The sequence below is a fragment of the Enterococcus sp. FZMF genome (assembly GCF_030263915.1).
GTDB classification, from domain to species: Bacteria; Bacillota; Bacilli; order Lactobacillales; family Enterococcaceae; genus Enterococcus_D; species Enterococcus_D casseliflavus.
The window spans coordinates 1,926,774-1,949,098 of record NZ_CP127160.1 but is presented as its reverse complement, the minus strand read 5'-3'; the positions used below and the strand labels follow the sequence as shown (position 1 = coordinate 1,949,098).

Below are 22,325 nucleotides of genomic sequence, written 5' to 3'. Positions count from 1 at the left end.
AATGAAAAAGTTGAAAGTTGCAAGTTTATTATTATGTGCTGGACTGTTTTTAGCAGGCTGCGGCGATGGTGGAGGTTCACCTGAAGGACCAGAAAGCGAAGGGAAATCAAGTATTTCGTGGATGGCGATGCTACATACTGCTTCCCCACCATCTGGAGATGTCACGCAAAAGTTAGAAGAATACACAGGGGTCGAGATCGACTTTACGTGGGTGCCAGATGCTTCAAAAACAGAACGCTTGAATGCAGCATTGGCGTCGAATTCTTTAGCAGATATCGTTAGTCTGACAGAAATCAATAACACAACCGTCCGCAGCTCACTCGCATCTGGAATGTTCTGGGATGTGGAACCCTATTTAGAAGAGTTCCCGAATTTGGCAGAAATCTCCGAAGATCGGTTAGAGTCTTCTCGAATTGATGGTCGAATCTACGGCGTTCCGTTTTTAAAACCGATCGCTCGTTATGGCGTCCTTGTCAGAAAAGATTGGTTGGATAATTTAGGATTAGACGTGCCATCGACATTAGAAGAATTAGCAGCTGTCGCCCAAGCCTTTACGGAAGATGATCCAGATGGAAACGGTGCGGATGATACGGTTGGTTTCGTAGAGCGTGATGAATCCTTTAACGTTGGGTTCCGTTCACTTTCAGGTTACTTTGGTGCAGACAATTGGTTTACGATCACGGATGATGATGAGGTGATACCATCCTTTATGCAACCAGAATACAAAGAAGCAATGGAATGGTTCCGTAATATCTATGATAACGGCTGGATGAATTCTGATTTTGCGGTAATGGCGAAAAATGATCAGAAGAACTATATCGTTCAAGGTCGTGGTGGGATCGTATTGAGTGGTTTGCAAGAAGTACGTAACTACATTGATGATGCAGCTGGTACTGATGAAGAGCATATGGAATGGGTCTTGATTAATGATATCGTCCATGAAAATGTGGAACGTCGTATCCTTTCTGATACCAATGGTGGAATGGGCGGCTGGTTAGCCATTCCGAAAAACAATGTTGAAACCGAAGAAGACTTACGTGTTGTTTTGAAATTTATCAATGATTTGATGGACGAAGAGCCGTTTACGTTGATGACGCAAGGGATCGAAGGGGTCCATTATGAAATTGATGATGAGGGTGTCTGTGTCCGTTTAGATGATACGAAGTGGCAACAAGAAGTACAACCATTTTCTTCGTCTCGTCCATCAGAATTAGTAACAGTTTTCCCTTCAAGCAACCCATATGTCAACTTAGCCAATGAAAAGATTCGCGAAAATGAAGAGTTTGCGGTGATCAATCCTGCACAATCGCTGACCTCTGAAACCTATGATCGTTCATGGTCAAGCTTGATTGAAGGAATCTCAGACGCTTACTACCAATATATGACTGGGGAAATCGAGATCGATGGGTTTGATACAGCGATCGAAACCTTCTTAAGAAATGGTGGACAGCAAATCATTGACGAGTTCACGGAAGACTATCGTTCACAACAATAAAGGTCACAAAAGGTTCTGATCATCTATTGAGAAGAAATGGATGAAGTGAGGAGCCGCTACTGCTGAAAGATTTGAAGACCAAGACCAGTTGAAGTGATTCGCTGCTTGGTCTTCTTTTTGCTTCAAAAGCAGTGAAGAAAGGAGAAGCTATGTTTCAACTAACTGTTCGGGGGCATGATTTAAAGAATTATGGGTCCCCAGAAGAATTAGCGCAAAAAATTGCCGCCAAAAACATTCATAACATTCAATTTGCATTAAATAAATCCTTCCCACAATGGGCAGAGCCAGAGCAATTAAGCCCTGGTTTAGGCCGCTTTTTCAAACGAGTTTTTGGTCAATCTCACGTTCAGGTCGCTTTATTAAGTTGTTATTGTAATCTGATCCATCCTGATCTGGAAAAACGGGAAGCGATTTTATCCAGATTCGAGACCTATCTCGCACATGCCAAATATTTTGATGCAGCTATGGTCGCAAGTGAAACTGGTTCGGTTTTGCCAAATATGGGGTATACCGAGGAAAATTTTAGTGACGTCGTTTTCGATGATTTGGTTCAGGTGATCAAGCGTTTGGTCCAAGTGGCTAAGAGACATCAAGTGATGCTAGGAATTGAAGCGGGCTTGAATCATCCACTATCATCGATCGACCGAATCCAAGAATTGCTGGAACGGGTACCCTCTGACTATTTAGGGATCATCTTTGATCCAACCAATCTGATTACTGCGAAGAACTATCAAGAGCAAGTCGCTTTGACAAGGGAAGCTTTTTCTCGCTTTGGCGATGCCATCGTTTGCTTGCACTTGAAAGATTATCAAGTAATCGATGGGAAAATCAAGGTAGTCCCATTGGGAGAAGGAATGATTGATTATCAACAACTATTGGCCATCACCGCTGAATACAAGCCATATTGCTATGTTGTGTTAGAAGGGACGACCGAAGAAGCGTTGCAGCCAGCCATTTCACTGATTGAAGCACTGAAAAAGTGAGCGAGTTGTCTTTGATTGTGACTGATGAGGAAATGCTTTATTTCTAGGAATCACGGAAGATCACGGAGTCCTTTCCTCAACAAGCAGATTTATTTACTTACTAAAAGTTAGTGTTATACTTAAAGGTACAAGTGAATTTAACTGTTTAGAAAAGAGGAAATAGCGATGAAAATGATTCAATCAACCTATCAAATCGATGCAGCAGCCGCAATTGGCAAAGTCGTTTTAAAAGTAGCAAACATAGAAAAAATGAGCCAGTTTTATTCGGACGTGATCGGCCTGACTTTATTGGAGCAAAGTGTAGATCACGCGCGATTAGGCGTGGGAGCGCAAGCGCTTTTAGTTCTAGAGAAGGTGAGTGATCCGTTGCCTTTGACACGGAAAACAGGCCTTTTCCATACGGCGTTTCTTTTGCCTAGCCGTAAAGACCTAGGAAATATGCTGATTCATTATTTGGAAACCAAAGCTCCCCTGGATGGTGCCAGCGATCATGGATATAGTGAAGCGTTATACCTGACCGACCCAGAAGGAAACGGGATCGAGGTGTATCGTGACAAACCGATGAGTGAATGGGATATTCGAGCAGATGGTGAGATCGTAGGCGTTACTATCGAAATGGACGCGCAAGGCGTGCTGGGAGCCGCTGACCGATCTCAAACGACCTTTCCAGCTGGCACCACGGTGGGGCATGTCCATTTGAAAGTGGCGGACTTGGCAAAAACAGAAGAATTCTACACAGAAGTTTTAGGCATGCGTTTGACTTCAGATTTTGGTAGCCAAGCAAAGTTTTTTGCTGCTGGTGCGTATCATCACCATATCGGATCGAATATTTGGATGGGAAGAAATGTTCCAGCTATGGAAGAACAGGATCTAGGCTTAGCGTACTTTACGATCGTATTGCCAGCTTTGGCTTTTTCTACGTTACGAAGTCATCTAAAGGCAAGTGGCGTTTCGTATGAGTTAGAAACAGACAGCCGCTTGCATTTGACTGATCCGAATGGGATCAATCTGATCATCGAAAGAAAGAATCAGCCTTAAGATGGAGGTTTTTTCATTCATGAAATGAGAGAATAACTTATAATCAAGTAAAAGGAGAGCAAGCATGAAAAAAAACGGGGCGGGACAATCACTATTTCTAGCATTATTGATCAGCATGGGCTTATTTTTCTTTGTCCAAGGGAAACAATTAATAGAAAGTGGGGCGTCTCCTGTGATTTTTATTGCTTTTTCGGCTTTTGCAGGAATTATCGGAGTTGGTGTCTATGGTCTTCAAGCAATAATGAAGCAGCATCGGCGCAAAGCCATGGTACCAATCAAAACCAAAAAATAAAGAAACCGACCAATCTTAAACAGGAAGATTGGTCGGTTTTTTGTTTAAGCTAAGACAAAATGGGAAATGGGGTCTCGTCCCCTACATATTAATTTTCCATGTTTTCAATCGCAAATTCGATCTCATCAGGTGAGAAGCCGTTCCCTTCAAGATGAGCAGCCATATTTCTTTGACGGATCCCTAACACCCGACGGGATTGATTGGCGCGTCCTAAAGCATGGCGATACCAATCTACATCTAGGGTTTCTAGTGCCCATTGTGTTTCCTCCGCAGTAAAACCTTCTGTTTCTAACAGTTCTGCCATCTCTTGTTTTGAATAAAAGCGACGATTTCCTTGCGCTCTAACGAGGAAAAAGGCTTCAAGTTCTCGTTCTGTCGCATTGTTTTCGCGCTCATAGCGTGCTGCTACAGTCGGGGCGAGATGAAACCCTGCTAAAATCGTTTCCTCGGTCACTTCGTTATCAAACACGTAGGTTCTGAATTGAAAACGATTGTCGTTTTCCAGTTCAAGCCATAGTGATTCAACCAGAAATCGATAACCGTATGGAATCGTTTCATAAACAGCATCGGCAATTTCGTAAAAATAAGCGGAAACGGCTTCGTAAGGAGTCATTATCTCGGGAACGATTTCCGTCGTTTGTCCATTAAACAAAGTGATTGCGGAAGGGTAGGTCTCACCAGCATTCGTAAATGTGAGAATCCCCACTGGCTCATATTTTGTTGAAAAGACATTCATGGTCACACCGTTCGCCAAATCAATCGCACTCTGCCACTCGATTTCTTGGTCATCGCTTTGTTGGTGTAAGTGTTCAAGTGTATCAGGTGTCAAACCAAGCTTTTCTCGTGTATCTTCATTGATTTCTTCTTCATCGGCAAGTGGATTGTTTGCTCCAGCGGTCACTAGTGCCAAATCCTCTTCGTATTCGTTGAATAATTCTTGCAATTTTGCTCGTCTACTGACGATGATCGGGCTTTCCTCATGGATGGCAAGTAAGGCTTCGATACGGCCATTGCGAGCGGCAACCCAACTGGGCATATCCAGATAGCGAGCTTCGATCGCTTCTTGAGCGAGTGCGATCATTGTTTCCGTGTTTTCAATGAATGCCGCCTTGTGTTTTGAGTTGCTATTGACCTGGTCTAGAAAGGCCAATTCTGCTTCTTTGCCTCGAATCATCAGTTCGAGATTTTCAATACTTAAATCATAAGTAAGATTTTCTGCATGATAGGTATGTTCCCAACCAGCATCTAAAGCTGCACCGATGCGCTCAGAAAGTTCCTCAGGGCTTGCTGAATTTATCGTCCCACATCCTGAAATCAGGGACAGTATTAGTAATAAAGGCAACAAAACTTGTTTTTTCATTTTTCTCCTCCTCGTGAGACTCTAGTAAACCTCGCCAATTTGTACGAATGAACGCATCAGAGCACTTTCTTGGGTATAAACATAGCCACAATATAAGGGACATCAACTGACCCCCAAAGTTAGACCAAAAAACCTAACTTTTTGGGGTCACTACAACAGCATATGGGCATCGCGATGCCCTTTTCTTCGCTAGCTTTTAGTTACCTATGTTTGTCATCGCGTAGTCGATTTGTTCTTCTGAAAAGTCTTCAAAAGTCAATAACCGGCGAATGTTGTCAGGAGGAAGACTCATCAAGGAATGGTAACTATTTGCTTTCTTCAACGCCTGCTCGTTCCAATCAATCGTGAGCTGATCAACTGCCCATTGTGCATCATTATGGGTAAACCCTTCAAATTCTAATTGTTGTATCAATCGTGCACGTGAGAAAGCCATGAGGTTCGTAAAGGATTCGGCACGAGCGATTGCTCGTCTTTGTTCTGAAGATCCTTTATTCTCGGTCTGAGTTTGTTCGTCCTTGTTTTGCTCTTGCTGCAAAGCCGAAGCTGCTTCTTGTTTGGCGTTTGCTTCTTGAAGCTGTTGATACACGGTAGTAACCATGTCTTGATCAATGTCATGATCAAAGCTATAGGTCATCACCGCCAGCTGATGTTCATCAGAAGATTGATCGAATCGATTCATAAACATCAACGATTCACGAGGAATATTTACGGCGAGCGCTCGTAAAATCGTTTCATAGAAAGCAGCTTTTTGCTCGTCGGCAGTTTCCCGATTAAGAACAGTAAACCCAGATGCGTACTCCTCATCGGGCATCGCAAAAACGAAGACGTCAACATTCGTTTCGCTTGTGTGGTAAACGGTGGCAGTGAGTCCATCGTCAAGTTCGATTGTGCGATGAAGAGTAAGCGCATCTTCTGTGAGCTGCTGAAGCTGCTCGATATCGTCTGCCAAAAGCCCCAGCTTTTCCCGCGGATCGGCTTCAGGAATCGTTTCGTTTGCTACCTCTAGTAGACTGTCGAGGTTGTCTTGATTACTGAGGATGATCGGACTTTTTTCATGGATTGCAGCAAGGGCTTGGCTGCGACCAATGCGAGCGGCAAACCAAGCAGGGACATCGATCCGACGCTCCACTAACGCTCGTTCAGCGGTTGCCATCAAATCAATCGTGTGGCTGATCAATTGCTGAAGGTCTTCGTCGGAAGAATCAAGTTCTTCCAAAATAGCCAGTTCGGCTTGGCTGCCGGCAATCAGCAATTCTAAGGTCGCTGGTTGATAATAGGCCCAACCCGTTCCGGACTGGTTTGTATATTCCAGTCGTGCGTCGATGCCAAGCGCAACGGTCTCTGACAGTTCTTCATCTGCCTTCGTGCAGCCGATAAGCAAAATAACGAATGACAATAGGGTGATCAGTATTCTTTTTTTCATTAGACTCCTTCTTTCTATCGAAAGTAACTGAGAAAACGGTCGGCAGAGGTTGGTTCATCTGGGGGAAGGAGGAGGGCAGGTGAATGGAAAAAATGTTGAAAAGATTTCCATCACAAGTTCATTCAAGCAATTGTTTCTGATACGCTAATAAGAAAAAACGGAACATCGAACTAAATTTTATGAATAGCCGTTATATTATTCATTTTATATGAAAAATATCACTAGATGCAATGATAAAAGGATTTTTATTGAATTTTTTATATTTAGGGAAAGGAAGGTTACTATCAACTTTTGAGGAGTAGGTACTCAAGATCAAAGCGATCAAGGGAATTCATTGAAGGATCGCCAGGGGGGATCTTTTGTGCAAACAAAAAACAGCTTCCCACAATGGGGAAGCTGTAAGGATGCGGAAAATGGGATTTGAACCCACACGAGCGATTGCTCACAAGACCCTCAATCTTGCACGTCTGCCATTCCGTCATTTCCGCAAATACTATAAGGAAACGCAGGCTAAGGTAGTTCTGTCACGCCGCGTCTAGAAAATATCTTACCTGATTTTCAGCAGGTTTGTCAATAACTTTTCCAAATGCTATTTGAAAGAATTTTCAGACTTTAGATTGCATTTTTTTCCATAAAAGGTATGCTAAAAGAATGAATAATTTTTTTGAGAGGAGAGCAAATGAACTATTTTAAAAACCAACTGGTAAAAGCTGTTAAGCAGAAAACATTCATCTTCCTACTCATTGGTGCCATTAGTTTAGGCTGCTGTTTTTCCATTTATTTGAAACTGATGGAACCTGTCAACTTGCCCGCTACCATTACCGCAGAAAAAGCGGAGGCTTCACGGCTTGTTGATCGCTACCAAGCCAATCAATCTGGTTCACCGGATGAGCAAGAGGTATATCAGCTATTACTTGATAACAATACTCTGACCTCACGGCAGCTGTCCAACTTGATTATGGAGGAATATGAACGATTTAATCAAACGAGTATTCAAATGGCGGAGCTAAAAAAGCAGATTTGGGCGTCTGCAGTTGATGACAAAGCCTTTTTACCGCCGATGTGGTCGATCGAACAAGAGCAGACGGTCTATCAAGCCTTAGACGAGCAAGAAAAAGATCCGGTTCTCACGGCTGCTAATACCCAGACGGCTGTCGCTTTGGCAATAACGTTTTTACTGAATTTTGGGTTCTTCTTCTGGGCTTTTTTTGCTAGTGACAATTTATTAGAAGAAAGAGAACACTTCTCCTTGATCCGCTCATACCCACAGATTTTCCCGATTCGGATGGTCAGTAAGGTTTTTGTCAAAACGATCACCAATTTAGGAATCTTGCTCGTGTTTTTCTTAGGCGTCTTTCTTTCAATGAGCCTTCTGGGGGAGTTCGGGGATTGGCAGTATCCAATAGCCGTTTATCTCAGTGGGGATTGGGTAGCCTTACCTTTTTGGCAGAGCGTTTTATCTAGTATGGTTTCTTTTGCCTTGCTGATTGGTTTGATCGAATGCTTAGGTTTTGTCATGAACATGGTCGCAGCCAATCGATACGTCTCTTTCTTTTTATTGGTGCTTTTTTATGGATTCGGCTTGATTCCGATGCTGCAAAAGATCCCTATATTACCAGTTCATCTAGCTGCTATGGATAAATTTTATTCGGGTGCCTTTGCTTTGGGCTCCGGCACTTCTTGGGGCGTCTATGCCAGTTGGATGCTGACGCTAGTGTGGATCTTCCTTTGTTTAAGCATCATGCTTGTTGCGGATAAACAGAATCGCTTGTTGAGAGGAGGTAAAGGATGAAAGACTATTTTTTCTTTGAATTACGCCAGCTGTTAAAAAGCAAGAAAACCATTGGCCTTTTTTGCTTGCTGCTGATCTACAGCGGCGTTTACAGTTTTTGGCAAAGAGACTTTCGCCCAATTGAACGAGTAGATAAAACAGAAATGCAACAACGCTATACCGTGCGACAAGATTTTCTTGATCAACAAGCAGCCAATCCCTCTGACCATTGGTCGGCATTCATGGCAGTCGAAATGTTTACCCCATGGAATGAAGCAGAAAAACAACGGCTCGACGCGCTAGCCGAGAAAGACTGGCAAGCATACGCACAAAGCACAAGTACTTGGTATCATCTCGCTTTGCAATTTACCGATGAACGAAATATATTTTATACCCCTGATTATTACACGTTTCGAAATTACTATGCTGGGTATGACGGGCGCTTCGGCTATGCATCAACCGCAAAACTGATGGAGGCTTTTAGCCAGCTGCCCAATAGCAAACTCTCTCAAGCAGTCATGGAGCAAAAAACGGGGGTGCAAGCATTACAGCGAAGCTTTACTGAATATTTACCGATTCTATTAATTGCTGTTTCTTTATTTTTGGCGATCGATTGTTTACCAAAAGAACGAAGACATAAATCTCTGTTTCTTTCACTGCCATTATCGACAGAAGAGATCCTTTGGAGCAAAACGGCAGCGTTGATGGTTGGTTCTGCAATCGCAACGCTAGGAACCATGTTCTTTATCTGGTTTGGCTCTGGTATTCAATTCGGCTTTGGTTCCATGGAACTGCCAGTCACGATTTTATCATCGTCCTTTGATGCCCGCTACCCGATCACAGATTTCAATGCTTTTGAAACACAAGCCATCGGTCTTTTTTTAAGTCAATGTTTTCTTGCAACGCTTTTCTTGCAATTTCTTTATTGTCGCGGCATCTTGCTGTTCAGTGCCCTGTTTCGCTCAGAGCTGATTAATCTGCTTGTGGCTGGTTTTTGTTTGCTTTCGCCCTTTCTTTTCCAACGGCGCTGGTTTAGTGCCTACCTTGATAAAACGCTGTATGTCTATCTGTATCAAAATGTGGGACAAGTCCTTTCAGGCTGGACACGCTTTTACTTTGGTTCTGCAGGATTTACGATGGAGAAAGGCTTACTTTTATTAGGCGGGGTTTGGCTTCTGATCGAATTGTGTTTCTTTTTGACGATCCAACGCAAAAAATTTCATTTGGCATAGGAGGAACGATATGTTAGAACTGAAAAATGTGACTGTCACGTATACGAGAAAAGTATTGGATCAACTTTCCGTTGCTTTTTCTCCCGGGGAGATCGTCGGGTTAGTCGCCCCTAACGGCACTGGGAAATCCACGCTACTGAATGTGGCGATGAATTTCATCCAGCCGAATGAAGGCGCAGTATTTTTAAACGGCAGTCAAGTATATGTGACCAAAAAATCAGAAGTGGCAGCGCATCAACAAATTTCATTTTTTCCTGACCAAAATGATTTGTACAATGATTTAAGCGGACTCGAGCATTTGAAACTGTATCAGCGAATTTGGCGTTCAGAGGAACGCTTGGTGGAAGAAACGATTGCTCGTTTGCGAATGAGCGATTATATCAAACGCCCAGTGGGAACCTATTCGCTGGGGATGCGGCAACGTCTGTGTTTTGCGATGCAGATCGTGACAGATACGCCATACATGCTGATGGATGAGGTGATGAATGGCTTAGATCCGACAAATGTCGAATTGATCTCCAACGTGTTGAAAGCCTTGCGGGAGCAAAAGAAAGCGATCGTGATCGCTTCGCATATTCTGACGAATTTAGATTCTTACGCGGATCGGGTCTTGTTTTTAAAAGACGGTAAGATCATTCACGAATACCTTGGCCGCAAGTCGTTGATCAATGAACCGTTGTATGTAAAGACGGACTCGGCGGATTTCTTGGTGGCTTTTCCAGAGTTAACGACAGTGACTATCGATCTGCAAGGGCGAATCTATCTAGTAGAAATCAGCGATCCGCAGCTGCCGCAACGTTTTATCGCAGCAGGAATCACTGATTTTTCGGTGGGGCATTTGGCGTTAAATGAATTGTACTTGAAGTATTTTCCTGAAAATTCCTGAATGAACCAAATTCAGTGGATGAACACAGGGCAAGCCCTCTCGACCGAGAGGTGAAAAATTTTCGCCACAGTTAAATTTTTTTTGCTATAATAGGTTCAATCTGAAAAGAGATCAACGACGAGAACCAATAACCTGACGTTGACCTATGGTTAAAGGAGAAATGGAATATGAAGAAATTTTCAAAGTCGTCAAAACTTGAAGGGGTCAGTTATGATGTACGCGGCCCTGTTTTAGAAGAAGCTGATCGGATGCAAGAAGAAGGCATCAGTATCTTAAAATTAAATACTGGGAATCCCGCGCCCTTTGGCTTTGAAGCCCCAAATGAAATCGTTAGAGATTTAATCATGAATGTGCGAGAGTCGGAAGGCTATTCTGATTCAAAAGGGATTTTCTCGGCCCGTAAAGCGATCGAGCAATATTATCAATTACAAAAATTTCCTGATGTGACCATCAATGATATTTACACAGGTAATGGTGTTTCCGAGCTGATCACGATGTGTATGCAAGGGTTATGTAACAATGGGGACGAAGTGCTCGTGCCGATGCCAGACTATCCCTTGTGGACTGCTTCGATCTCATTAGCTGGCGGAAAACCCGTCCATTATATTTGTGATGAACAAGCAGATTGGAATCCTGATATCGAGGATATCAAAGCCAAAGTAACCAGCAAGACGAAGGCCATCGTCATTATTAATCCAAATAATCCCACCGGCGCCGTTTATCCGAAAGAAGTTTTGCAACAAATCGTCGAGGTTGCTCGTGAGCATGACTTGATCATTTTCTCCGATGAGATCTATGACCGTTTAGTCATGGATGATTATGTCCATGTACCGATTGCTACACTAGCACCAGATCGCTTCGTTGTGACGCTAGGCGGTTTGTCTAAGTCTCACCGAGTGGCAGGCTTCCGCGTTGGCTGGATGGTTCTCAGCGGGGATAAGTCCAATGTCAAAGACTATATCGAAGGCTTGAATATGTTGTCATCGATGCGGCTGTGTTCCAATGTTTTATCGCAACAAATCGTCCAGACTGCATTAGGCGGCTATCAAAGCTCCGATGAGCTGCTGCTGCCAGGTGGTCGAATCTATGAACAAAGAGAGTTTATCTACAAGGCAATCAATGATATTCCTGGATTGTCAGCAGTGAAACCGAAAGCAGCCTTTTATATTTTTCCTAAAATTGATATTCAGCGCTTTAACATTACCAATGATGAACAATTTGTTCTCGACTTTTTACATGAACACCATATCTTGTTGGTGCACGGCGGTGGGTTCAATTGGCAACAGCCCGATCATTTCCGTATCGTCTACCTTCCTAATATGGAAGATTTAAAAACGACTGCTGAAAAAATGACAGAATTCTTGGCAGCGTATCGCCAGAAGTAAGTACATGAAAAAGCACCGCTCCTTCAGCGATCGTGAGGGAGCGGTGCTTATGTTTTTATTCGGTAACTGGTTGACAAATTTTTTTGCTGACAATCATCCGATTGGTAAACTTATCCAGCATTTCAGCACTAGGATCGGTCACTTGAACGAGGACCGAATTTTCATATTCCCGTTCGATGATCCCTTGGTATTTTTTGCCTTCCCATGTAAAAAAGATCGTACTGTCGATCGTCATCTTAACACCTCATTTGAAATTGTGGAAAAATAACAAGACATTCTTGAAATTGCTTTCCTTTTTGTCATTATGTGCTAAAATAAAGAAAATTAAAAATGCGAATTCGCATTTTTGACAAGAAACGTTCGATTTTTTTAGAATTCCCCCTGGAGGACGATTATGAAAAAAAGAGATGAATCTTTTGGTCAAAATATCCGTTCAATTCGGTTGAAACGAAAGATGACCCAGAAGATGTTAGCGGAAGATATTTGTTCGCAAAGTGTGTTAAGTCGTATCGAAAACAACGAAGAGCTGCCCAATGTCTGGGTGATGTACCAAATCTGTCAACGCTTAGGCGTCACCTTAGATCAAGTAATGATGCTTCATTCGGAAGAGATCAACAAAACCAATCAAATCTTTGCCGAAATCGAATCACATTTTGTCCATAAACAATTTCAAGAAATGCGGGAAAAAATGGAAGACAAGGCGATCAAGGATTATCTGTATCTGGATTCAGATATGCAAATGTATTACTACTATCTAGGCAGCTGTGATTATTTCCTCGATCAAAACTATGATGCCGCCCTTGAGGCGCTGAAAAAAGGACTGGCCTATTCCTATCAACAGGATAAGACCAATGTTTCGGTGATGGAAATTCGTATCCTGAGCTGCATGGGTCGTGTCTATAGTGATTTGCTGCAACTGGGTGAGGCGCGTTTTTACTTAGAAAAAGCCTACGGTGCCATGCATGCCTTGCCGCCAGAGCGACTGTCCACAGCGCTGACCAAAATTTATTACAACTATGCGGTCTTTTTAAAAGAGCAACAAGAAGACTGTCGCGCGCTAAAAGTAACCAACGAAGGCATTGCTCTAGCGAGAGAGAAAAATAGCTTATATTTTCTAGAAGAATTGTTTGAACTAAAAGGACAATTGCTTCAAAGACTAAAAGAAGAAAAAGCAGCTGAAAAAAGTTTTCAACTGTATCGTGCCGTCATGGATATTCGCCAATCTGACAAAGTGGTGTAGACCTTTCTTGACTTCTGCTGCAAATAAGAGTACTTTTAAGAAAGAAAAGAAATAGAGGAGCGATCAAGATGAATAAATATATTTACGCAGACAAATTCTTTCTGAAATCAGCGGTTCATGGCCCTGGTTACTTGGAGGTCAAGGAGGGAAAATTCGGCGCGATCGTCGATGAAGTCCCTGCTGGTGCAGACGTAGAAGATTATTCAGGCAAATGGGTAGCACCGGGTCTTGTGGATACTCATATCCACGGGTTTATGAACCATGATGTGATGGATAACGATGCAGAAGGCATCAAAGCCATGTCAGAAGGTCTTTTGTCTTGTGGTGTGACATCTTTCTTACCGACAACCTTAACATCCAGCAAAGAACGGTTGCGTGATGTTGCTGAAACCGTTGGGAAAGTCAAAGACGAAGTTACAGGAGCGAAGATCCAAGGGATCTACTTTGAAGGACCGTTCTTTACTGAAGAACATAAAGGGGCACAAAATCCGATCTATTTTGGTGATCCTGATATTGATACCTTCCATGAATGGCAAGAAGCTTCTGGTGGAATTATCAAGAAAATCGCCTTGGCTCCTGAGCGCGAAGGTGTGAGTGAGTTTGTTTCGCAAGTGACGGAAGAAGGCGTAGTGGTTGCGCTAGGGCATAGTAACGGAACGTTACAAGAAGCGCAAACAGCAGTAGAAGCTGGTGCCAGTGTTTTTGTTCATGCCTTCAACGGAATGCGCGGATTAAACCATCGTGAACCTGGAATGGTCGGTGCTTTACTTTCATTAAAAGAAGTTTTTTCTGAGTTGATTTGTGATGGCCACCATGTGCATCCTCAAGCAGCTGAGATTTTGATGGAAAAAGCTGGTCACGACCATGTGGCCTTGATCACCGACTGTATGATGGCTGGCGGTATGCCAGACGGTGATTACATTTTAGGTGAATTTCCAGTAGTGGTAAAAGATGGCACGGCTCGAATGGAATCAGGCAATCTTGCTGGCAGCATCTTGAAACTAAAAGAAGCCGTGAAAAATGTTGTAGAGTGGGGAATTGCTACTCCTCAAGAAGCGGTCATGATGGCCAGCTTGATCCCAGCGATCAGCTGCAAGATCGACCACGCTTGCGGTATGATCAAACAAGGTCGTCCAGCCGACTTCATTGTTTTGGATCAAGAAATGAATTTAGCAGTCACTTATTTAGATGGTGTTTGCCGTTACCAAGCATAAAATGAAACAATCTGCTTCAAGAAACAAGAAGAGAGCTTCTCTTGATCTGTTTTTTGAGCAGATTTTTTTGTTTTCAGTTATGATGAAAGAAAACGGTATTCTTAGAAGGGGAAGGTGGCAAATTGAAGACGATTTTAGTTACGGGTGCCAACGCTGGCATGGGCTTTGCAACAGCCAAACAATTGGCAGAATTGGGGATGCATGTGATTTTGTATTGCCGTTCTGCCGAACGAGGACAGGCAGCACAGCAACGTTTGAAGGAAGAGACAGGCAATCCAAGCATCGATCTAGTGATCGGTGATTTGGGGTCGTTGGCTAGCGTACGCAAGTCAGCCGCTGAAATCAATGCCCGCTTTGAGAAATTGGATGTACTGATCAATAATGCGGGCATCGTCAATTTAAAAAAAGAGCGAACAGCCGATGGATTTGAACAAATGCTGGGCGTAAACTACGTGGGGCATTTTGAACTGACCCGTCAGTTATTGCCGTTAATAAAACGTGCGGATGCTGGTAGGATCGTTAATGTTGCTTCTGGTGCTTACAAATTTGTAAAGAAAAAGGATCAGCGCTTTTTCGATGTGGCGAATTTTTTGCCTTGGCGGGAATATGGCCGCTCAAAAAAAGCCCTGATTTTATTTACAGATGCGCTTGCGTTTCAACTGCGCAATACGACCGTTACTGCCAATGCCTTGCATCCGGGAGCTGTGGCGACGAGCTTAGGGGTCAGCCGACAGACGGGATTTGGTCAATCTGTCTACAAAATGCTCACGCCTTTTTTCAAAACACCAGAGGAAGGGTCCGATACAGCGATATATTTGGCACTAAGCCCCGAGGTGGCTGGCATTAGCGGGCGCTACTTTGTCGATCGGCAGGCAGTGCCGACGGAGATCCTTGATGAGCGGCAGCAAGCGCAAAAACTTTGGGAAGAAACCCAGCGAAGAATTGCCGACCAAGCACAATGATTGGTTTTTGTTCTTTGTCAATCAAATTAGATGGAAGTGTAAAATCGATTCTGGGAGAGAATGAGCATCATTTTGTCTCAGATTTATTAATTTGATAAAATAAGCTGCTTTTTTGCTGTTTCTTTCGCAGGAATAAGTATGATACACTATTAAGCGAGAAAGCGCATGCGGCGCTGGAATTCTTGGAGGAACATAATGAGTTATATCGAAGTTGTGAAAGAAGTGAAGAAATACACAATGGGCGACACGGTCATTGCTGCTAATGATGGTGTTTCGTTTTCCGTAGAAAAAGGAGAGATCGCACTGATCCTTGGTCCTAGTGGCGCTGGTAAGTCCACCGTTTTGAACATATTAGGTGGAATGGATCAATGTGATAGTGGCAAAGTGATCGTTGATGGAACAGATATTGCTGGCTTTGATGCCAAACAATTGACGACCTATCGCCGCAAAGATGTCGGTTTTGTCTTTCAGTTTTATAATTTGGTCCCTAATTTGACAGCCAGAGAAAACGTTGAACTCTCAGCACAAATCGTGCCAGAGGCACTTGATGCAGCTGAGATCTTGACCCAAGTTGGGCTTGGTGATCGCTTGGATCACTTTCCAGCGCAATTGTCTGGTGGCGAGCAGCAGCGAGTCACGATCGCTCGTGCTATTGCGAAGAAGCCCAAATTGCTGCTTTGTGATGAACCAACTGGGGCCCTTGACTATGAAACGGGGAAACAGATTCTAGCAATTCTAGAAAAAACGGCTCGCGAGACTGGGACGACCGTTTTGATCATTACACATAACAGCGCATTGGCTCCCATGGCTGATCGTGTGATCCATATCAATGATGCAAAGGTCCGCAAGATGGAAAAAAATACTCATCCGATTCCAATTGCCTCTATTTCTTGGTAAATGCCTATGAAAAAAACATTATTACGTTCCAGTTTACGTGAAATCAGGCAAGCACCCGGACGGTTTTTGTCCATATTAGGCATTATCTTTTTAGGGGTCGCTTTTTTTGTGGGGATCAGTGCAACTGGTCCGAATATGGAACAAGCAGCTGAAGATTATTTTGCTCGCCAGAAATTAGCGGACTTTACGATTGCGTCAACATTAGGGTTGTCGACTGCCGATCGGGAAATCATTGAAGAAATGCCTGGTGTCACGTCTGTTGAAGCAGAGCAGATCGCCGATATCAATGCCGAAAATCACCGTGCCGTGATCCGTGTCTTTTCCCTTTCGAAGGAGCGGCAAGTCAATCAATATCAGGTGACTTCTGGTCGATTGCCACAAAAGTCAGGGGAAATTGCTTTGGATCAAGCGGCACAAAGCAGCGGTGGGTTTGCACTAGATGAAACTTTTGAACTGCCAGAAAGCGGTGAAAACCAGCTAGAAACGCACACTTACACGATCGTTGGCTTTGTCAATAGTCCCGAATTTATTGAGAATTTTCATCGAGGCAATAGTACCGTTGGGAATGGGACGGTCGATTACTTTGCAGTAATTCTAGAAGAAGATTTTAAAGAAACTGCGTATGCTAGATTGTTAGTTCGTTTTGATGAGCTATCGCAAGTGGCTAGCTATTCAGAAGCATATCAGACAAAAAGGGATCAAGTAAGTGATGAAGTAGAAGAACGGTTGGCTCCGCGGGCACAAGGACGGCGGCAAGAGTTGATCGATGAAGCGCAACCAGCCATTGATGAGGCCAAAGAACAGATCCGTGATGGCGAAGAAGCATTGCAGCAAGCGCAAGCGGAACTTGACGACGCAACAGAGAAATTGGCGCAGGCGCATCAGGAGTTGACGGAACAAGAAGCAGCTTTTCAGACAGAGATTCAAACTGCCCAAGAGCAATTGAATGGAGAAGCGCAAAAATTAGCTGAGGGGAAACAGGCATTGATCGAAAATCAACGCCTGCTAGATCAAAATGAACAAGCATTGATTCAGCAAGAAGCCCAAGTACAGTCAGCCCAAGCTCAGTTGGCACCCGTTTTGGCACAAAGACCTGAACTACAAAGGGGCATCCAGCAGGTAGAGGAGCAACTGGCGCTGGCATACCAAGGCATGGATCAAATCAGAAGTGTGGGTCAACTTTCTGCAGAGGAGCAAATGGCCCAGCTGCCTACCGTCTATGCACAAGTAACCGCCGCTCTGGCACAGTTGAACCTGCCGACAGATGTCCTTGGTCCGATTCCTGATCTGGAGGAAATCGATGAAACGATGATTGCTACTATGCTGACGGCAGCAGAAGATACATTGCGTCCACTCATTGCCGAAGGTGAGCAACAACGTGCTCAATTACTTGGGCAAATGGCTGCGATCGATGACCAAGAAGCGCAACTTCAGCAGGCACAACAGCAAGTCAATGCTGGCTGGAGCCAAATCAGAGCTGGGCGCCAAGAATTGGCACAAGCGCAGACCCAGATCACCCAAGGAGAGACGCAGCTGAGCGACGCTCGTGAGACCTTAGCTTCTGAAAAAGCAAAGGGTCAGTCTTTATTAGCTGCTGGTTGGCAAGAATATCGAGAAAACGAAGCAACCCTTCAAGAAAAGCTTGACGAATTTAAAGAAAGAGCACCAAAAGAACGCGAAAAACTTGAAGATGCCAAAAAAGAAGTTGCTGAGAAAGAGCAGGAATTATTGGATCTAAAACCGGCAGTTTATCGTGTCGCGAACCGCGATGCGAATCCTGGTTATTCAGAGTACCAAGACAATGCGGAACGAGTTTCTTCGTTAGCGACGATTTTCCCAGTTATCTTCTTTTTGATTGCAGCGTTAGTCAGTCTAACCACCATGACGCGGATGATCGATGAAAAACGTAGTGAGATCGGTACATTGAAAGCATTAGGCTATCGTAACTGGGAGATTGGACAGAAATTTTTGCTTTATTCCTCTGCAGCAGGCATCACAGGTGCTGTATTGGGTCTAGCGGTCGGCTTTTCCTTTTTTCCAGCAATCATCATTCAAGCTTATGGACCGCTTTACAATCTCACGGAGTATGACACCCCATGGTATTTGCGGCTTTCATTGATTGCTGTGGGAGTCAGCTTGCTTTGCACCATCGGTATCGCACTGCTGGTTTTACGTTTTGATTTAAGACAGTCATCGGCTTCATTGTTACGACCAAAGGCACCCAAAACAGGAAAACGAATTCTCTTAGAAAGAATCACCGTTATATGGCGGCACTTAAGTTTTATTCAAAAAGTTACAATGCGAAACCTGTTTCGCTACAAGTCCAGAATGCTCATGACCATCTTAGGGATCGCGGGATGTACCTCCATGATCTTGACTGGATTTGGCCTAAGAGATTCCATCAGCAATATCATTCCTTTACAGTTTGAGAAAATCTGGCAGTATCAGGCGGTGATCACCTTTGATGATGAGGATTCGGAAGCAATGAGTGAAACAAAAGCCGCCGCAGAAGATATTGCTGGTTTTGAAGCAGGGTTATTCTTGCATACGGAAAGTCTGACGTTGGCTCAATCAGGGGTCACGCAGCAAGAAATAACCGTCACCGTGCCAGAAGATCCTGCGGCTTTATCGAGATTTGTCCACTTGAATGATCGGGTTTCAGGAGAAGCTTACGAGCTAGAAGGAGAGGGCGCCATCATCAATGAAAAGCTTACTAAGTTGTTTGGATTATCGGTGGGTGATACGATAACGTTGACGAATGAAAGCGGCGAAGCATTTGAACTGAATGTGGCTGCAATCGCAGAAAACTACACAGGGCATTTTGCTTATTTGACCCCAGATGCGTATCAAAAGATCTTTCAGGCCGCCCCTTCTTACAACAGTGAGTTATTGAAATTCAGTCAGCGTTTGACGAAATCGGAGGAAGAAGCGATCGCGGCTGATTTGATGGCACAAGACAATGTCATCAATGTTTCCTTCCTCTCAGCTTCAGCGGATGCCTTAGATGACACGACAGCAACCTTGAACATCGTCATCTGGATCTTGATCTCGTCTGCGGGGGCATTAGCCTTTATCGTGTTGTACAACTTGAACAACATCAATATAGCGGAACGCATTCGCGAGTTGTCGACCATCAAAGTATTGGGCTTTTATGATCGAGAAGTGACCATGTACGTCTTTCGTGAAAATATCTTTCTGACGATCTTCGGCATTGCATTTGGTTTATTATTAGGGGTGCTTCAGCATCAATTTGTCTTACAGACCATCGAAGTCGATATCGCCATGTTTTCACCGACAGTCGAACCAATGAGCTATGTGTATGCCGCTGGATTGACCTGCTTATTTTCAAGCGTGGTAGGGATCGCAATGTATTTCAAACTGAAACATGTCAATATGATCGATGCACTGAAAGCCAATGAGTAACAAAAACAGCCTTTTCTCAGAATGATTCTGGAAAAAGGCTGTTTTTATTTTTCTTGTTTTTCTTGTTCGGAAATCTCGCCTTGGACTTCTTCTAGCATGGCTTTTAGTTCAAGCTCTTTTTGCCTCAGCACCACCAGATCTTCTTGGATTTCATCCTTTTTCTCTTCCTCAGGTGGTCGAATGACGAAATTGATCGATAGGGCAACTAACGTGCCGATAAAGGTGTCCAATACACGGTCTAAGGCGAAGATGATCGATTCCCCTTGAGGGACACTGGAAGTGATCAAAAGCATCGTCGCAATAGCAGAGATAATGCCAGAATTGTTATTGATGCCATCTGAAAAAACGATGACAAAAATGACTAGCGCTGGCAAGACAAACAATTCGATCAGAAAGTCATTTTGAAAATATTGCTTCGTCAAAAAGTAAAAAATGGCTGTACCGCCGCCGATCGTATTTCCTAATACCCGTGACTTACCAAAAGAGATCGTTGTGGTCAGGTCTTGTCGCAAAGAAAACACAGCCGACAAGGCAGCAATCAATGGTTGGCCACGATCAAGAAAATGAAAGAGCAGAATACAAAGCATGACAGCGATGGCTGTTTTTATCGTTCGCATACCTAAGCGAAAACGCCCCAGTTTCATGGTCAAATGCCCCCTTTACTTAATCATACCCAAAGCAGTTGAGAAATTCTAGTCTTATTCCTCACAATTTAGTATACTTTTCACAGGAGGTGACAAAAATGAAAATCGGAATGAGGACCTTGAAAACGGCGATTGCTGCTGGTTTATCAATGTTTCTGGCACAACAGATCGGTCTTTTGTATGCGCCAGCCGCAGGGATCATCGCCATTTTAAGCGTCGGTAATACAAAGAAAACGTCACTTTTTACGGGAATCGGGCGTTTGATCTCTTTGGCGATCGCAACGCTCTTAGCTTTTGTCAGCTTCCATTTATTAGGCTTTGGGCCGATAGGATTTGTTCTTTTTCTCTTTCTCTTTATCCCAACCGCTGTCTATTTCAATTTGACCGATGGGATCGTCGTCAATTCTGTCTTGGTGACCCATTATATGATGGAACGTTCGTTTGCTTGGCCACTGATTGGGAATGCTTTTTTATTGATGAGTATTGGCATTGGCTTTGCACTTTTGTTCAATTTATATATGCCAGATGGCGAACGAGCATTGAAAGAAAGACAGCAATTAGTGGAAGAATCGTTTAAAAGTCTTTTAAAAGACATGTCGATTGCCTTAACTGAAAAAGAAAAGGCGACGCTTCCCCAGGTCTGCCAAACGCTTTTGGGGGATATCAAGCAAGGCAAACAACAAGCAATGGTGCATAGTGAAAATCAATGGCGAGGAGAAGCCTCCTATTATGAAGAGTACTTTACCATGCGCCAAAGTCAGGCACGCTTACTCTTAGGAATGGTTGACTTATTGCAGTTGTTTTGGGTAGAAGAAGCCTATACAAATGCGTTTCAAGAGTTGCTATCCTTTACTGCCGAGTCCTTTCACGAAAATAACGATGGGAAAGAGATCTTGGCAAAAATTGCTGCGCTTTATGAAGATTATCGACAAAAGCCATTGCCCCAAACAAGAGCAGAGTTTGAAAATCGCGCTCAGCTGTTTCAGTTTCTGCAAACCTTTAAAAGTTTTATTGAAATCAAAGCCGACTTTTCTGATCAAATGCAAACAATGGCACGCTAAAAAAAGACTCCTAAAAAGGAGTCTTTTTCATTTTACTGCTGTTCCCAAAAAGCTTGCATTTGATCAAGAACGTCAATGACATCGGTGGTCAAATGGATCGATCCTTCGATCTCGCCATCGATGGCTTTGATCATATTGGCAATTTCATAATTAAGGGCTTGACTGCTGTCGCCAGCTTCAATCACTTCATTTGTTCCATCTCGGAAATGGATCACGGCTTTGTCCGCACGAGGGTATTCATCTACGGTAATGTATCCTTCTTCGAAAGCGACGATACCGGTTTTAGGCATTTTCGCTTGAAAAGTCAGCGTGACACTAGCCATTTCATCGGCTGGATTTTGTAGGATCGTGACTGATTGTTCATCCACACCTGTAGAGAAGGGCTTCATGCTGCTAAACGTCACTTCTGGTGTATCCGTCATGAAAAAGCGGGCAAATGAAACAGCATACGTACCGATATCCAATAAAGCACCGCCACCTAAATCTGGATTGAAGAAACGATTGCTTGGGTCTGGATCTTTGTAGCTGCCAAATGGTGCTTGGATCATTTTTAATTTTCCTAATCGTCCGGCATCGATCTCTTCTTTCAACCGAGCATAAACCGGCATATTGAAAATCGTCATTGCTTCTTCTAAGATTAGATTTTTTTCTTTGGCTAAGGCTAGTTCTTCCGCTAGCTCATCGGCACTGGTGGTGATGGCTTTTTCGCAGAGGACATGTTTTCCTGCCATCAGAGCTTTTATAATAAATTCATGATGAAGATCATTAGGTACTGCAATATAAACAATATCGATTTGCGGATCTTCTAACATGGCATCTGTGCTTTCACAGGCATGGGGAATAGAGTGTTTCTCAGCAAATGCTTGGACTTTAGGGAAACTCCGGGCACTGACCCCATATAGTTCACTTGCTTCATTAGAAAAGCCAGCAGCAAATTGCGTTGCGATATCTCCGAGGCCAATCATTCCCCAACGGTATTTTTTCATCATTGATCATCTCCTTCGTATTTAGTATAACAA

General features: G+C 43.6%; 19 protein-coding genes and 1 tRNA gene. 14 read left to right on the top strand and 6 right to left on the bottom strand.

The genetic code is table 11. The features are described 5' to 3' along the window. Position 1 precedes the first annotated feature (1 nt). From QN079_RS09420 to QN079_RS09405, 4 genes are all read left to right on the top strand, one after another. Complete coding sequence (locus QN079_RS09420; protein WP_289229595.1) at positions 2–1,495, top strand: extracellular solute-binding protein; 1,494 nt, start codon at positions 2–4, stop codon at positions 1,493–1,495. 149 nt (positions 1,496–1,644) lie between these two features. Then, positions 1,645–2,478 carry a sugar phosphate isomerase/epimerase family protein gene (locus QN079_RS09415; protein ID WP_289229594.1) on the top strand — a complete coding sequence of 278 codons (834 nt, stop codon included), beginning with the start codon at positions 1,645–1,647 and terminating at the stop codon, positions 2,476–2,478. Positions 2,479–2,643: 165 nt separating this feature from the next. Then, positions 2,644–3,516, top strand: coding sequence for a VOC family protein (locus QN079_RS09410; RefSeq protein WP_289229593.1), 873 nt, complete (start codon positions 2,644–2,646; stop codon positions 3,514–3,516). Positions 3,517–3,580: 64 nt separating this feature from the next. Then, positions 3,581–3,808 (top strand): hypothetical protein, encoded by a 228-nt coding sequence (locus tag QN079_RS09405; protein WP_005229963.1) that lies wholly within the window; start codon positions 3,581–3,583, stop codon positions 3,806–3,808. A gap of 88 nt (positions 3,809–3,896) precedes the next feature. On the opposite strand, the gene QN079_RS09400 is transcribed toward QN079_RS09405, so the two are convergent. The 3 genes from QN079_RS09400 to QN079_RS09390 all read right to left on the bottom strand — a co-directional run bounded on the left by QN079_RS09400 (position 3,897) and on the right by QN079_RS09390 (position 7,079). Beyond that, entirely contained in the window at positions 3,897–5,168 is a 1,272-nt protein-coding gene (locus QN079_RS09400) for a hypothetical protein (protein ID WP_123833686.1), read from the bottom strand. 196 nt (positions 5,169–5,364) lie between these two features. After that, positions 5,365–6,591 (bottom strand): Ltp family lipoprotein, encoded by a 1,227-nt coding sequence (locus tag QN079_RS09395; protein WP_289229592.1) that lies wholly within the window; start codon positions 6,589–6,591, stop codon positions 5,365–5,367. Between the two features lie 405 nt (positions 6,592–6,996). Continuing rightward, positions 6,997–7,079, bottom strand: a tRNA-Leu gene (locus QN079_RS09390). A gap of 191 nt (positions 7,080–7,270) precedes the next feature. Here QN079_RS09390 and QN079_RS09385 point away from each other — a divergent pair. The 4 genes from QN079_RS09385 (at position 7,271) to QN079_RS09370 (ending at position 11,865) form a co-directional block, all read left to right on the top strand. Next, positions 7,271–8,383 (top strand): hypothetical protein, encoded by a 1,113-nt coding sequence (locus tag QN079_RS09385; protein ID WP_289229591.1) that lies wholly within the window; start codon positions 7,271–7,273, stop codon positions 8,381–8,383. Then, a complete protein-coding gene (locus QN079_RS09380; protein WP_289229590.1) occupies positions 8,380–9,594 on the top strand; it encodes an ABC transporter permease in 1,215 nt (404 codons plus the stop codon). Before QN079_RS09385 ends, QN079_RS09380 begins: the two co-directional genes overlap by 4 nt. A 10-nt stretch (positions 9,595–9,604) precedes the next feature. Beyond that, the gene (locus tag QN079_RS09375; protein WP_289229589.1) at positions 9,605–10,480 is read left to right on the top strand and encodes an ABC transporter ATP-binding protein; all 876 of its coding nucleotides are present in this window, start codon (positions 9,605–9,607) and stop codon (positions 10,478–10,480) included. A 167-nt stretch (positions 10,481–10,647) separates the two neighbouring features. Next, positions 10,648–11,865, top strand: coding sequence for a pyridoxal phosphate-dependent aminotransferase (locus tag QN079_RS09370; RefSeq protein ID WP_005229975.1), 1,218 nt, complete (start codon positions 10,648–10,650; stop codon positions 11,863–11,865). Between the two features lie 55 nt (positions 11,866–11,920). Here the strand turns inward: QN079_RS09370 and QN079_RS09365 are convergent, their stop codons facing one another. Next, the gene (locus QN079_RS09365; RefSeq protein WP_005229977.1) at positions 11,921–12,100 is read right to left on the bottom strand and encodes a hypothetical protein; all 180 of its coding nucleotides are present in this window, start codon (positions 12,098–12,100) and stop codon (positions 11,921–11,923) included. A 159-nt stretch (positions 12,101–12,259) separates the two neighbouring features. Between QN079_RS09365 and QN079_RS09360 the strand changes: the two genes are divergently transcribed. From QN079_RS09360 to QN079_RS09340, 5 genes are all read left to right on the top strand, one after another. Further along, the gene (locus QN079_RS09360) at positions 12,260–13,105 is read left to right on the top strand and encodes a helix-turn-helix domain-containing protein (protein WP_289229588.1); all 846 of its coding nucleotides are present in this window, start codon (positions 12,260–12,262) and stop codon (positions 13,103–13,105) included. Positions 13,106–13,173: 68 nt separating this feature from the next. Further along, positions 13,174–14,319 carry an N-acetylglucosamine-6-phosphate deacetylase gene (gene nagA / locus QN079_RS09355; protein WP_289229587.1) on the top strand — a complete coding sequence of 382 codons (1,146 nt, stop codon included), beginning with the start codon at positions 13,174–13,176 and terminating at the stop codon, positions 14,317–14,319. Between the two features lie 122 nt (positions 14,320–14,441). Next, a complete protein-coding gene (locus QN079_RS09350; protein ID WP_115232458.1) occupies positions 14,442–15,281 on the top strand; it encodes an SDR family oxidoreductase in 840 nt (279 codons plus the stop codon). 195 nt (positions 15,282–15,476) lie between these two features. Then, on the top strand, positions 15,477–16,178 hold the full coding sequence (locus QN079_RS09345) for an ABC transporter ATP-binding protein (protein ID WP_015509898.1): 702 nt from the start codon (positions 15,477–15,479) through the stop codon (positions 16,176–16,178). Further along, positions 16,179–19,601 (top strand): ABC transporter permease, encoded by a 3,423-nt coding sequence (locus QN079_RS09340; RefSeq protein ID WP_502875131.1) that lies wholly within the window; start codon positions 16,179–16,181, stop codon positions 19,599–19,601. Positions 19,602–19,645: 44 nt separating this feature from the next. Here the strand turns inward: QN079_RS09340 and QN079_RS09335 are convergent, their stop codons facing one another. Continuing rightward, the gene (locus QN079_RS09335; protein ID WP_005231932.1) at positions 19,646–20,245 is read right to left on the bottom strand and encodes an FUSC family protein; all 600 of its coding nucleotides are present in this window, start codon (positions 20,243–20,245) and stop codon (positions 19,646–19,648) included. A gap of 98 nt (positions 20,246–20,343) precedes the next feature. Between QN079_RS09335 and QN079_RS09330 the strand changes: the two genes are divergently transcribed. Beyond that, positions 20,344–21,306: an aromatic acid exporter family protein gene (locus QN079_RS09330; protein WP_289229585.1), complete on the top strand. Its 963-nt coding sequence runs from the start codon at positions 20,344–20,346 to the stop codon at positions 21,304–21,306. A gap of 32 nt (positions 21,307–21,338) precedes the next feature. Here the strand turns inward: QN079_RS09330 and QN079_RS09325 are convergent, their stop codons facing one another. Continuing rightward, positions 21,339–22,295, bottom strand: coding sequence for a Gfo/Idh/MocA family protein (locus QN079_RS09325; protein ID WP_289229584.1), 957 nt, complete (start codon positions 22,293–22,295; stop codon positions 21,339–21,341). Positions 22,296–22,325: the final 30 nt, after the last annotated feature.